Genomic DNA, 13,406 nt, shown 5'->3' with positions numbered 1-13,406 from the left:
GGCGGCCATCATGCCCGTTCAGGCGGCGTACCGCAACAGTCAGCGGAGCAATACCGCTAGACCTGCGACAGGACGTTCTGCTCTTCGTTGGAGAGCAGGCGGTCGAGATCGAGGAGGATGAGCAGCCTGTCTTCAAGCTTGCCCACGCCGCTGATGTATTCGGACTCAAGGCCCGAAACGACCGGCGGCGGCGGCTCGACCGTGTTCGAAGGAATTCTGAGCACCTCGGACACGGAATCGACGATGAAACCAACGATCATGTTGTTGATTTCGATAACGATGATCCGTGTATGCTTGTCGTGCTCGCGTGTCTGCAAGCCAAAGCGCCTGCGCAAGTCGATGATGGGAATGACGTTGCCACGAAGGTTGATCACGCCCTCCACAAACATGGGAGCCTTGGGCACCTTCGTGATCTCCATGGTGCGGATGATTTCCTGCACCTTGAGAATGTCGACACCGAACTCTTCTTCGCCGATGCTGAATGTCACCAGCTGCATGAGTTCGGCATCCTGCTTCTTCTGGGTCTCGGCCATTGGATTCTCCTGTGGTGTGAATGAGCGTGAACGACACCTTGCAGGGCATCGCCAATCATTCCGCCAATGGACAACAAATAATCCTTATTTGCCCATAAGGCAACAGAAACGGCTCCTCTGCATTTTCACATCGAAGTCCGCACACTTACAGTGGGGAACATAGCAATCACGCGGCATGACTTGCCTTTTTTGTCATGAAAATCTGTTGCACTCGGGCGGCTGGTTCATTATCGTACCGCGAAATTGACGAGGGGACTTCCCTCTGATGCCACCATAAAAGGAGGACGACCCCCGCATGGCACAGTTCGCACCGCATACGGCCAACTACACATTGGAGGACCAGATCAAGACCTTGCGCGACGAGGAGCTTCTCGACTTCTGGGAAGAGGCGCAATATCTTGAGAAATTCCTTCAGGACGAATTCGATGCGGGAGCCGGGGCACACCTTGAGTACGAGCGAATCATCCTCAAGGAGCTCCAGTACAGGACATGCAAACGGACCACTACCGTCGGCTGATCCCTCTTCCGCCACTCGCCAGACACTTTTCGGCCCCCGCACACGCGGGGGCTTTCTTTTTGCGTCGAATGCGCGGCCGCGACCCTGCACTCACCCCGCTCTCTCCACAAAAGTCTCCGCACACTTCAGCGCCCAAACGCAAAAGGCCCCGGCATATGCCGGGGCCTTGTCATTTCAAAAACGGGTCAGACGCCTCTCGCGCCGGGAATCAGGCCTTCTTCGCCTGCCGCCCCACGCTGAAGTAGGCGAAGCCGGAGGCCGCCATCTCCTCGGGGGAGTACAGATTGCGTCCGTCGAAAACGATGGGCGCGCTCAACGTGGCCTTGATGCGGTCGAAATCGGGCTTGCGGAACTGGTTCCACTCGGTGACCACGGCAAGCGCGTTGGCGCCTTCAAGGGCGGCATACTGCTCGTCGACGATCTCCACAAGGTCGTTGCCCTCAAGAGCCTTGCGGGTGTTGGGACCGGCGACCGGGTCGAAGGCCTTCACGCGCATGCCGCGCTCGGTCAGGTGACGGATGGTCACCAGCGAGGGGGCTTCGCGAATGTCGTCGGTGTTGGCCTTGAAGGCCAGACCCCACAGGGCCAGCGTCTTGCCTTCCACGCCACCCTGATCGGCGAAGTAGTTCTCGATCTTGCGGGCCACGGTGAACTTCTGGGCGTCGTTCACCGCGTCCACGGACTGAAGCAGACTCGGGGTGTGGCCGCTTTCGAGGGCGGTGGTGATGAGCGCCTTCACGTCCTTGGGGAAGCAGGAGCCGCCGTAGCCGACGCCGGGGTAGATGAAGTGGTAGCCGATGCGGTGATCGGAACCGATGCCGAGGCGCACGTCACGCACGTCCGCGCCGACCTTCTCGCAGATGTTGGAAATTTCGTTGATGAAGGAAATCTTGGTGGCCAGCATGCAGTTGGCGGCGTACTTGGTCATCTCCGCGCTGCGCACGCCCATGACGATGAGCTTCTCGCGGCTACGCGCGAAGGGCGCGTACAGGGAGCGCATCACCTCGGCGGACTCGGCGTTGTCCGTACCGAGCACCACGCGGTCGGGCTTCATGAAGTCATTGACGGCGTCGCCTTCCTTGAGGAACTCGGGGTTGGAGACCACGTCGAAGTCGATGTCCATGCCGCGCTTCGCAAGCTCCTCGGCCACGATGGCCCGCACCTGATCGGCGGTGCCGACCGGAACGGTGGACTTGTCCACGACGATCTTGGGGTCCTTCATGTGCTGGCCGATCTCGCGCGCAACCTGATGCACGAAGCGCAAATCGCAGCTTCCGTCCTCGCGGCAGGGAGTGCCCACGGTAATGAACACGACACGCGCCTTCTCCAGACCGTCGGCAAGGCTGGTGGTGAACACAAGCCGCCCCTGCGCGGCGTTGCGGCGGACCATATCCTCAAGGCCCGGCTCGTAGATGTGAACCTTGCCGCTACGCAGCGTCTCGACGACCTTGGGATTCACGTCGACGCACACCACGTTGTTGCCCATCTCGGCGAAACACGCGGCGCTCACCAAACCGACATATCCGGTACCGACTATGCATACATTCATTATCTAGACCTCTTGAGGACGATTCTCGATTCATCAAAAAATGCTGAACAAAGGCGGGAAGCTACAGCCAGAGCCACTTCAAGTCAAGCCGAACCGGAAGACCTCCGATCCTGCCTGTTCTACCACTTTACCCCGAAATCACAAGCTTTCCCTTGACTTTCGGCGGGTGTTGGCGACAATTTCGTCAAAGCGGGTCCTGTCGCCGGGCTTCCGGCGTATCCCGCGCTCGAAACTTTTCGAAAAGGACCACAGGAAATGCCTTCACTTGCAGTCAATGTCGATCATATCGCCACGCTCAGGCAGGCACGTCTGGGCAAGGAACCCGATCCCGTCACCGCCGCGCATCTGGCCGAACTGGCCGGTGCCGAATGCATAATCTGCCATCTGCGTGAAGATCGCCGCCACATTCAGGATCGCGACGTCGACCTGCTGCGGGCCACCATCAAGACGACGCTGAGCCTCGAAATGGCCGCCACCCCGGAGATGCAGAGCATCTGCCTGCGCGTGCGCCCCGACATGACCTGCCTCGTTCCCGAAAAGCGCGAAGAGCTGACCACGGAGGGCGGTCTGGACGTGGCCTCCCGCGTGGAGGAACTGCGCGCCTTCCTGAAGCCCATCCACGAGGCGGGCATCCGCTCCAGCCTGTTCATCGACGCGGATCCCGAGCAGATCGAGGCCGCGGCCACCATCGGCACCGAATTCATCGAAATCCACACCGGCCACTACTCCGACGCGGACACTCCCGCTTCGGCCAAGGCCGAGCTGGAAAAGATCCTCGCCGGAATCCGCCACGCGCAGAACCTCGGCCTGAAAGTGAACCTCGGCCACGGGCTGGACTACGTGAACATCCGCCCCTTCGCAAAGGTTCCCGGCATCAACGAATACTCCATCGGCCACAGCATCATCACCCGCGCGGCCTATGTGGGCATTTCGCAGGCCGTGCGCGAGATGTGCGAACTCGTGCACTCGTTTGTGGACTAGGGGCCGATATCGATGATCATCGGCCTCGGCCTCGACGTCGTTGAACTCGCCCGCATAGAGCAGGCCGTCGCCCGGCATGGCGATCATTTCATCGACCGCATACTCACGCCGAACGAACGCAGCGCCATGCCCGCCGTCGCAACCCCCTACCTCGCCGCCCGCTTCGCCGCCAAGGAAGCGGCAGCCAAGGCGCTTGGCACGGGCATAGCGAAGGGCGTAGGCTTCCAGACCATCGAAATCCGTCGGCTGCCCTCGGGCCAGCCGCAGCTGGAACTGCTTGGGGCCGCTCGCGAACTGGCCGAAAGCCTCGGCGTCAACACCACACATATCAGCCTGACCCACGGTCGCGACATCGCATCGGCCGTGGTCGTCCTGGAGAAGAATTAGCATATGGAAATGTACCATTCCGTTCCGCTGCCCACGCCCGAGGAAATGGCGACGTGGGACCACGCCACCATCGAGGATTTCGGCCTCCGTCAGGAAGTGCTCATGGAAAACGCCGGTCTCGGCGCGTTCGGCGTGCTTGAGGAAACCATCGGCTCCGTGGACGGGCTTACGGCCCTCGTCGTGGCCGGTCCCGGCAACAACGGCGGCGACGCCTTCTGCGTGGCACGCCACCTCGCCAACGCAGGCGCGCAGGTGCTGGTGCTCCACACCGCCCGCAAGAAGGAATACCGTGGCGCGGCCGCTGCCAACCTGCGCCTTGCCCAAAAGATGGACATCCTGCTCGAATACCTCGCACCGGGGCATTCCATCCTCGAACTGACCCACGAATACGGCGAGCCGGACATCGTGGTGGACGGTCTGTTCGGCACCGGCCTTTCCGGCGCACTGCGCGACTACGCGCAGGAATGGATCGAGGAGCTGAACGCCTTCAGCGGCTCGGCCTTCGTCCTCGCGCTGGACATTCCCTCCGGCCTGTCCGGCCTGACCGGCGAACCCTGCCCCGTGGCCATCATGGCCGATACCACAGTGACCTTCGAGGCGGCCAAGCTCGGCCTCGCCATGCCCGGCGCGGCGGAATACACCGGAGACGTGCACGTCTGCGGCATCGGCATTCCCGAATTCATCAAGCACTCCACCCCGGCCACCTCGGCCATGCTCACCGACGGCGTGCTGGAGCTGCTGCCCTCGCCGCATCCGGAGATGCACAAGGGCACCGCTGGGCACGTGCTCGTCCTTGGCGGCTCCACGGGCCTGACCGGTGCGCCGCATCTGGCCGCCCTTGGCGCGCTGCGCGCCGGTGCGGGCATGGTCACAGTGGGCTGCCCGGCAGGACTCGCCCACGAGGTCAAGGCCTGCAACCCGGACATCATGACCCTGCCCCTCGGCAGCGGCACGAACTGGAACGAGGGCATGGCGCAGGATCTGGCCCCGCACATGGAGCGCTACACCGCAGTGCTCGTCGGCCCCGGCATGGGACGCGACGAAAGAGTTCTCGAATTTCTCACCGCACTGGCGGGCCTGGATCTGCCCCCCGTCGTCCTCGACGCGGACGCCCTGTTCTGGCTGGCCAAAAAGCCCGAGCTTGCCAAGCTCTTCCAGTGCGCGAAGATCGTCACTCCCCATCCCGGCGAGGCCGCACGCCTGCTCGGGAAGACCGGGGAGGACATCCAGTCTGTCCGTCTCGCCTCGGCACAGGCGCTGGCCGCCGCAGTGGACGGCACCGCCGTACTGAAGGGCGCGGGCACGGTCATCGCCCTGCCGGACAGCAGGGCCTTCGTCTCTCCCTTTGCAGTATCCAATCTGGCCGTTGCCGGTTCCGGCGACGTGCTGGCGGGACTGATCGCCAGCCTGCTCGCCCGCGGACTCGAACCCGAGGACGCGGCCTGTCTTGGCGTTTACTGGCATGGTCTCGCCGGTGATCTGCTCTCTGCGGACTTCCCCGCGCGGGGCAACACGGCCAGCGAAATCGCACACGCCCTGCCTCGGGCGCTGAAGGAGACTGTCGATGCTTAAGGCCAAGGACATCATGACTCCGAACCCCATCACCCTCTACCCGGACGACGACATCGTTTCCGCCGCGCAGACCATGCTTGAGAAGCGCATCAACGGAATTCCCGTGCTGGACGAGGGCGGCAGCGTGGTGGGCATCCTCTGCCAGAGCGACCTCGTCGCCCAGCAGAAGAAGCTCAAGCTGCCGTCGGTGTTCACCCTGCTGGACGGCATGATTCCCTTTTCCTCCACGCGGGACTTCGAGCGTGAATTGCAGAAGATGACGGCCATGACCGTCGCGCAGGCCATGACCCCCAATCCGGCCACCGTCTCGCCCGAGACGCCGCTGGACGAGGTGGCCTCCCTGATCGTGGAGCGCAAGTTCCACACCCTGCCAGTGGTGGAGAACGGCCATCTGGTCGGCATCATCGGCAAGGAAGACATCCTGCGCACCCTGCTGCCCAAGGACTAGCCCCCGTGACCGAACCGGAATCCTTCCGTCTGGAACTTCACCTTGACGACGAAGCCGCCACGCTCGCGCTGGGCCAACGCCTTGCGCGAGCCGTGGCGGAAATCGGGGTGGGCATCAACATTCTTCTAAACGGCGACCTCGGCGCGGGAAAGACCACTCTGGTGAGAGGGCTGGCCGCCGCGCTGCCCGGCGGGGCGGACGCGCGCGTATCCAGCCCGAGTTTCAACATCATGAATCTCTACCCCACCACGCCGGAGGCCGCCCATTTCGACCTCTATCGTCTGGAATATCAGGAACCGGACGAGTCCCTGCTCGAATTTCTCCAGGACGACGACACCCTCGTCATCGTGGAGTGGGTGCAGTACCTCGACAAGAGCTTCTGGCCCGACGATTTTCTACTGCTCGAATGGCGTCCGGCAACGGCGGGACGCACAATCGAGTTGACTGCAACCGGAAAGAACGCCATTAAAACCCTTCGCGCCGCATTCTAGGTCTACGCACTGGCAATCATTGCGGGCGCGCCCGGATACACCCCAACATTTCGTGAGGAGCGAAGCTTCGATGGGCATCATTGTTCAGAAGTTCGGCGGCACGTCCGTCGCCAATCTCGACTGCATGCGCAAAGTGCAGAGCAAGGTCGAGCAAGCCCTCGCCGATGGACACAAGGTCGTCGTTGTGCTCTCTGCCATGTCCGGAGAGACCAACCGCCTCCTTGCTCTGGCAAGGGAATGGTCCTCGACCCCCGACGCCGCCGAGATGGACTCCCTCGTTTCCACGGGCGAGCAGGTCTCGGTTTCCCTTTTCACCATGCTGCTGAAGGACGCGGGCATCCACGCCCGATCCCTTCTGGGCTTCCAGGCCGAAATCACCACCGACAAGAAATACGGCCGCGCACGCATCCTGAACATCAACAGCGACAAGCTGAAGGCCTTGCTTGAGGACCATGACGTCCTCGTCATCGCGGGCTTTCAGGGCTGCGATGAGGACAGGCGCATCACCACGCTGGGACGCGGCGGTTCCGACACCTCCGCGGTGGCGCTGGCCGTCGCCGTTGGTGCCGACTTCTGCGAAATCTATACGGATGTCGATGGCGTCTACACCACGGACCCCAACATCGAGTCCCGCGCCCGCAAGATCCCCAAGATCAGCTACGACGAGATGCTCGAAATGGCATCCATGGGCGCCAAGGTGCTCCAGATCAGGTCCGTTGAATTCGCAAAGAAATACAATATGACCGTGCACGTGCGCTCCACATTCTCCGACTGTCCCGGCACGATCGTAACCCAGGAGGATCAAAGCATGGAAGCCGTTCTGGTTTCTGGCATCGCATATGATAAGGATCAGGCCCGCGTGACGCTGCTCGACGTCTATGACCGCCCCGGCGTGGCCTCCTCGCTGTTCACCCCCCTTGCCGACTCGGGCATCGTCGTGGACATGATCATCCAGAATACCAGCCGCGACGGTCACAAGACCGACATGACCTTCACCGTGCCCCGTGCCGACCTTGACCTCACGATGAAAATCATCAATGACATCAAGGATACCCTTGGTGCGAACGAGGTGCTCTACGACGAGCAGGTCTCCAAGGTCTCGGTCATCGGCGTGGGCATGCGCAGCCACTCCGGCGTCGCTTCCCGGATGTTCCGTGCCCTGAAGGACGAGGGCATCAACATCCTCATGATCTCCACCTCCGAGATCAAGGTCACCTGCCTCATCGAGGAGAAATACACCGAGTTGGCCGTGCGCACCCTGCACGAAGCTTTCGAACTGGAGAAAGACAGGATGAAGTGTTGATGCCATGAAACAAATCTCCATCTACGACACCACGCTAAGAGACGGGACCCAGGCCGAGGAAATCAGCCTCTCCACCGCAGACAAGATCCGCATCGCCGGAAAGCTCGACGCGCTGGGCGTAGATTACATCGAAGGCGGTTGGCCCGGTTCCAACGAAACGGACCGCTCCTTCTTTCAGGAGATCAGGCAATACGACCTTTCGCATTCGCGGATCGCGGCCTTTGGAAGCACATGCAATCCCAAAGGCCGCGCCGCGGATGATGCGAACCTCCGCGCCCTCGTCGAGGCCGAACCGGACGCCGTCACCCTCTTCGGCAAGACGTGGGATCTGCACGTCACCGAGGCCTTGCGCGTCAGTCTGGAGCGCAACCTCGACATCATCTCCGATTCCATCTCCCACATGTGCGCCCACGCGCCCGAGGTCTTCTTCGACGCCGAACACTTCTTCGATGGCTACCGAAAGAACCCGGACTACGCGCTTGCCTGCCTGCGCCACGCCCACGAGGCCGGGGCGAAGGTCCTTGTGCTGTGCGACACCAACGGCGGCTCGCTGCCCTTCGAGGTCCGCGAGATCGTGCAGACGGTGCGCGCGGCGCTGCCCGAGGCACAGCTCGGCATCCACACGCACAACGACTCCGAAACCGCCGTGGCCAACGCCGTGGAAGCGGTCTTCGCAGGCGCGGTGCAGGTGCAGGGCACCATCAACGGCTTCGGCGAACGCTGCGGCAACGCCAACCTCTGCTCCATCATCCCCAATCTGGAGCTGAAAAGCGGGGGGCGCTTCCGCTGCCTGCCCGAGGGCAGACTCAAGCTGCTCACGTCCACCAGCCAATTCGTCTCGGAACTCTGCAACCTGCGGCCCTTCATGCGCCAGCCCTACGTGGGCAAATCCGCCTTCGCGCATAAGGGCGGCGTGCACGTCAGCGCCGTGCTGCGCAATCCCGAGACCTACGAGCACGTCCGACCGGAACTCGTCGGCAACGAGCAGCGCGTGCTGCTTTCTGACCTCTCCGGCCGCAGCAACATCCTGTTCATGGCCAAGAAGTACGGCTATGCGCTGGATAAGAACGACTCCGCCGTCCTCGACCTGCTCGACGAGGTCAAAACGCGCGAAAGTCAGGGCTACGAATACTCCACGGCCGAGGCCTCTTTCGAACTCATGTTTTTCAAGGCCATGGGCTGGTCCAAGCGCTATTTCCACCTCATCAACTTCAACGTGGTCGATTCCATGCGCGAAGGCTTCACCGAGCCATACGCCGAGGCCACAGTCATGCTGAAGGTCGGTGGAATGGTGGAGCACACGGCGGCCACGGGTCAGGGCCAGGTCAACGCTCTCGACGTCGCCCTGCGCAAGGCGCTCACGCCGTTCTACCCCACCCTTGGTGAGATGCGACTGGAAGACTTCAAGGTCCGCGTGCTGCACGGCGTCATGCGCGACTCCGGCGGCACGGCCTCCGTCGTGCGCGTTCTCATCGAATCCGCCGACGCCACGGACCGCTGGACCACCGTTGGCGTGCATTACGACGTCATCCACGCCAGTTGGCAGGCCCTCGTGGACTCCATCAACTACAAGCTCTTCAAGGACGATCCCAAGAAATTCCCCGTGGGGGGCAAGCACTTTCCGCAGTCGGAGCCGAAATGAGCATCTCCATCTCCATTCTCGTAGACAACACCTCGCTTAATCCCACTCTGAAGCACGAACACGGCTTTTCCTGTGCCGTGGGCCTCGCCAACGGCAACCTGTGGCTGTGGGATTCCGGCGCGACCAGCGCTTTTCTGGACAATGCCGCAATCATGGGCGTGAATCCGGTCCGGGCCACGGGCATGGCACTCTCCCACGGTCACTGGGACCACGCGGGGGGCATCGCCCCTCTGCTCCGCTACGGCTTCACCGCGCCCATCCACGCCCATCCAGAATACCGCCGCGACCGCTACGACCTCGAAGAGGGCAAGGCTCCGCGCTTCATCGGCATTCCCGAACTCCCCGCTGGCACCCCCACCCCGGACATGCGCAGCCTGACCGACGGCCAAACGCTGGACCACGGACTAACGGCCATCACCGACATCGTCCGCACTCCCGGATTGTTCGAGGCCATCGACGGCTTCTACCGCGACCCGCAGGGAAAGGAGCAGGACCACGTGCCCGATGACGCCTGTCTCGTTCTCGACACGGCAAGCGGCATGGTGCTGCTGCTGGGCTGCTGCCACAGCGGCGTCGCGAACACGCTGAATCATCTTCGCGAAACGCGCGGCATCGACCGCCTGCATACGGTCGTCGGCGGCACGCACCTCATGGACGCCACGCAGGACGCCATCCGCGAATCCGCAAACGCGCTGGAGGCCTTCCACGTGGAGCATGTCTACCCCGCCCACTGCTCAGGCGAAAGGGGACTCAAGGGACTTTCCGAGCTGCTGCCCGGACGCGTCCACGCCGCTGGCAGCGGCCTGCGGCTCGAATTCTAGCCGCGCACATGCTTCGGCGAGCTTCTCGACAGAAGCCCCGCCGTTGGTGCACCATTGAAGAATTGAGGTCGAACCGGACATTTCGGTGAGGCCTTCTGCTTCCGGCCCTTAACGTTTCGGGGAAAGTGACGATAAATGGGCATGATGCAGACACATTTCCCGTCCAGTACCACCCGGACGCGCCTTGTCGCGTGCGCACGCCATGTCGCATGCGCGTCAGGGCGATTCGTCCGTTGCATCCTTCGCCCACTCTCCGAAGAGGAATCCGCCGCCGTGGTGCGCCTTTTGCGCCAACGCGGCATGACCGGCCTGATCGCGGACGCCGCGCGCAGCGCCCTGCGCGGGACGGCCAGCGCCTTCGTCTCGCCCATCCGGGCAGTCATGAACGGCACCATACATGGCAAGGGAGTTCTCTACCCTGCCGTCATCCTCGGCTATGTCCTTGGCGTCTTTTCCCTCGAATACGCGCTGATCGCTTCACTCGCCCCGGCCCCGAACCTTCCGGCCCGCATCGCCGCGCACGACGTCAGCCCCGAGGCCGAAGCCATGCGCGACCTGATCGGCGCGGTCTATCCGGCCGCCCTCGATCCGCTGCCCGGCCCGGAACACTTCACGACCCGCCTGCCCCTCGAATTTCCCGTGCCATGGGAAACTGACGACGCGGAACCGTGTCTGGCCATGCTCTCGAACTCCCCGCATCCGCTGCTGTGCACCACATCGCGCATGCTTCCGGCGCTTCCGCGCTCGGCCCGCGTGGCCCACGGCAGCGTCTCGCGGCACATCGTGCGCCTGCCCGTGGACAAGGACGCTTTCCATCCGCTGGACAAGGAGCGCTTCCTCGAAATCGCGAGCAACCCCGAAAAGCTGCGGCGGCTGTTCGCCATGGTCGAGACGCAGATGCCGCCACTGGCCGCGCTGGAGAACACGGCCGAGACGGCCATTGCCCCACCTGTGACGCGGCTGGACAGAATCCGCGAGAAGATCGCGCATCGCCGCTCGCTTGGCGGGCTGTGCGCCATGTTCGAATCCGGCGTTCGCGGCGTGTACGCCATCGGCTACGACCACAAGGGCGGCACGTCCTACGGCAAGTACCAGATGTCCTCGCGCAAGGGCACCATGCGCCGCTTCGTGAGCTATCTCGACACGCGCGCGCCTTCGCTGGCGCGGCGGCTGAAGCGATGCGGCCCGGCCAACACCGGCACCACCGATGGCGTCATGCCGGACGAATGGCGCAGAATTGCGGGCGAATTTCCCCGCCTCTTCGAACGCCTGCAGGACGACTTCGTCCACAATACCTACTACTCGCCGACGCTTCGCGAAATCCGCTCGCGCACGGGCATAGACCTCGACGCCCACCCCGTGGTCCTGCGCGAGGTGCTGTGGAGCACCGCCGTGCAGCACGGCCCCCTCGGCAGCGCCGGCATCTTCGAGCGCGCCGAACAGCGCGCCAGAATGCGCCCGGCATCGGAATACCACCGAGCGCTGGTCGTGGAGATATTCCGCGAGCGCGAGGCCCGAGTGCGCAACAAATGCCACCCGGAGCAGCTTCGCCCGCTCATCCAGCGCCTGCGTCAGGAACGGACCATAGCCCTGTCCCGCTTGCAGAAGCCAGTCCTCAACACCATGCTCACCCACCCCACCGGCGGCAATGGGGTCATCTAGCTATGAGCCGCCACCATCAGAGGATGCAATGACCGCCCGAAAGGAATTTTTCGTTCTGGCACTGGAAACGAATCCGTCGCTCAGGAAGATTCTGGCCACATATCTGAACAAAGGCGGCTTCGCCGGGGCGGCCGTGACTGACTCCGTGCCCGATGCGCTACGCCTGCTTGGCGAGGATAAACGCTACCTCGTCCTGTGCGACCTCGTTGTGGGCAAGCACAGCGGCATCGCCCTGCTTCAAAAACTCCGCGCCACGCCACGCTTCCACGCCCTGCCCTTCGTCATCATGTCCGCCAAGAAGGAGCAGGCGATCATCGTCGCCGCCGCGCGAGCCGGGGCTTCGGGCTTTCTGGTCAAGCCGTTCACAGAGGAGACCATGCTCGCCGCGCTGGACAAGGCGCTGATCAAATCCGCCACACCGGCGCAGGACAAGCAGAAGAAGGGGGCAGACCGCGACCTCGTCGAGGCGGGGTTCCGCTGTCTTGACGATTTCGACGAAGAGAAGGCCATCGCGCTCTTCACGAAGGCCGTGAAGCAGAACCCGCACAATGCAGAGGCGTTGCGGGGCTTGGCGTACGCCTTCAAGGCGCGAAAGGACATCCCCCGCTTCTCGCAGTTCATGCTGGCGGCAGGCAAGGCGCAAGTGGCCAACGGCGAGTACGCCGAGGCCGACAAGGTGTTTCTGGAGCACAAGCGCCACGACGCGACAGCCCCCAACCCCTATTCGGAATCGGCCAAGGCCCTCGCGGAAAAGGAGGATTTCGAAAAGGCGGCTCACCTGTTCGAACGCGCGGGTGTTGTGGAGCCGGACAACGCCGCCCATTTCCTCGGCGGCGCACAGGCGCTCATCCGGCTAGGCAAGCCCGACGCAGCAAAGGACAAGCTCAAGGCGGCCCTCGCCATTAGCGACGACCTCGGCGAAGCGAGGAAACTCTGGAAGGCCGTGACCGGAGAGTCATGGACGAAATCCGACGAAAACGAAAAGGCCAAGGCGAAAAAGGCGGAAAAGGAAGAAAAGCGCGAAGCCGTACGCTTCTGGGTGCCAGACCTGCTGGTCGCCCCAAACGGATACGACGAGCATTTCGCCATCGTGGAGTTAAGCCTGCACTCCGTGGCCTTCTCCCCGCAGGAGAAGACCTTTGAGGTCGGCCAAAGCTTCGGCCTGCACATCCTCAAGCTCACCGAGGACGGCGTAAAGCCGGAACTCAAGGGACTTTCGTCAACGGTCAGCCGCATCGATGAAGAAAAGGTCGGCTGCACACTCGACCAACTGACCACCGAACAGGAAGAACACCTCGGCAAGATTCTCCTCGCGGCGCAGGAGAGGCAGATGGCCCACTACAGAGAAGAGAAGAAGGAAATCACGTTCGACATCGACATGCTCTTCATCTGACGCCGACGCCGCACGCCAAAACTCCGCAGCGTTCTCTCACTTGGGGCGTTGCGCACCGGAATGTCCGATACGCGTGGATTCACGCCACGCCAACCTATCGCCCCGCC

At 62.8% G+C, this 13,406-nt stretch carries 13 protein-coding genes; 11 read left to right on the top strand and 2 right to left on the bottom strand.

Going from position 1 to position 13,406, the window contains the following annotated elements; all coding sequences use genetic code 11:
* Positions 1–56 precede the first annotated feature (56 nt).
* On the bottom strand, positions 57–533 hold the full coding sequence (locus GGQ74_RS02000) for a chemotaxis protein CheW (RefSeq protein ID WP_167939867.1): 477 nt from the start codon (positions 531–533) through the stop codon (positions 57–59).
* 295 nt (positions 534–828) lie between these two features.
* On the opposite strand from GGQ74_RS02000, the gene GGQ74_RS01995 reads away from it, so the two are divergent.
* Entirely contained in the window at positions 829–1,050 is a 222-nt protein-coding gene (locus tag GGQ74_RS01995) for a hypothetical protein (RefSeq protein ID WP_167939866.1), read from the top strand.
* Between the two features lie 208 nt (positions 1,051–1,258).
* Here GGQ74_RS01995 and GGQ74_RS01990 read toward each other — a convergent pair whose 3' ends face one another.
* Positions 1,259–2,599: a UDP-glucose dehydrogenase family protein gene (locus GGQ74_RS01990; RefSeq protein ID WP_167939865.1), complete on the bottom strand. Its 1,341-nt coding sequence runs from the start codon at positions 2,597–2,599 to the stop codon at positions 1,259–1,261.
* Between the two features lie 255 nt (positions 2,600–2,854).
* Between GGQ74_RS01990 and GGQ74_RS01985 the strand changes: the two genes are divergently transcribed.
* The 10 genes from GGQ74_RS01985 (at position 2,855) to GGQ74_RS01940 (ending at position 13,299) form a co-directional block, all read left to right on the top strand.
* Positions 2,855–3,580, top strand: a complete 726-nt coding sequence (locus tag GGQ74_RS01985) for a pyridoxine 5'-phosphate synthase (protein ID WP_167939864.1) — start codon at positions 2,855–2,857, stop codon at positions 3,578–3,580.
* Between the two features lie 12 nt (positions 3,581–3,592).
* Positions 3,593–3,967, top strand: a complete 375-nt coding sequence (locus GGQ74_RS01980; RefSeq protein ID WP_167939863.1) for a holo-[acyl-carrier-protein] synthase — start codon at positions 3,593–3,595, stop codon at positions 3,965–3,967.
* A 3-nt stretch (positions 3,968–3,970) separates the two neighbouring features.
* Positions 3,971–5,539: an NAD(P)H-hydrate dehydratase gene (locus GGQ74_RS01975; RefSeq protein ID WP_245168077.1), complete on the top strand. Its 1,569-nt coding sequence runs from the start codon at positions 3,971–3,973 to the stop codon at positions 5,537–5,539.
* Entirely contained in the window at positions 5,532–5,987 is a 456-nt protein-coding gene (locus GGQ74_RS01970) for a CBS domain-containing protein (protein WP_167939862.1), read from the top strand. Before GGQ74_RS01975 ends, GGQ74_RS01970 begins: the two co-directional genes overlap by 8 nt.
* Before the next feature lie 5 nt (positions 5,988–5,992).
* The gene (gene tsaE / locus GGQ74_RS01965) at positions 5,993–6,478 is read left to right on the top strand and encodes a tRNA (adenosine(37)-N6)-threonylcarbamoyltransferase complex ATPase subunit type 1 TsaE (protein ID WP_342448569.1); all 486 of its coding nucleotides are present in this window, start codon (positions 5,993–5,995) and stop codon (positions 6,476–6,478) included.
* A 70-nt stretch (positions 6,479–6,548) separates the two neighbouring features.
* Entirely contained in the window at positions 6,549–7,781 is a 1,233-nt protein-coding gene (locus tag GGQ74_RS01960) for an aspartate kinase (RefSeq protein ID WP_167939861.1), read from the top strand.
* A 4-nt stretch (positions 7,782–7,785) separates the two neighbouring features.
* A complete protein-coding gene (gene cimA, locus GGQ74_RS01955) occupies positions 7,786–9,423 on the top strand; it encodes a citramalate synthase (RefSeq protein ID WP_167939860.1) in 1,638 nt (545 codons plus the stop codon).
* Positions 9,420–10,244, top strand: a complete 825-nt coding sequence (locus tag GGQ74_RS01950; RefSeq protein ID WP_167939859.1) for an MBL fold metallo-hydrolase — start codon at positions 9,420–9,422, stop codon at positions 10,242–10,244. The genes cimA and GGQ74_RS01950 overlap by 4 nt, the downstream gene beginning before the upstream one ends.
* A 273-nt stretch (positions 10,245–10,517) precedes the next feature.
* Positions 10,518–11,906, top strand: coding sequence for a VgrG-related protein (locus tag GGQ74_RS01945; RefSeq protein ID WP_167939858.1), 1,389 nt, complete (start codon positions 10,518–10,520; stop codon positions 11,904–11,906).
* 28 nt (positions 11,907–11,934) lie between these two features.
* Positions 11,935–13,299, top strand: coding sequence for a response regulator (locus GGQ74_RS01940; protein WP_167939857.1), 1,365 nt, complete (start codon positions 11,935–11,937; stop codon positions 13,297–13,299).
* Positions 13,300–13,406 lie beyond the last annotated feature (107 nt).

Source organism: Desulfobaculum xiamenense (assembly GCF_011927665.1).
In the GTDB taxonomy this organism is placed as follows: Bacteria; Desulfobacterota; Desulfovibrionia; order Desulfovibrionales; family Desulfovibrionaceae; genus Desulfobaculum; species Desulfobaculum xiamenense.
Note: the sequence above shows the minus strand (reverse complement) of the source record. Positions and strands in the feature narration are given on the sequence as shown.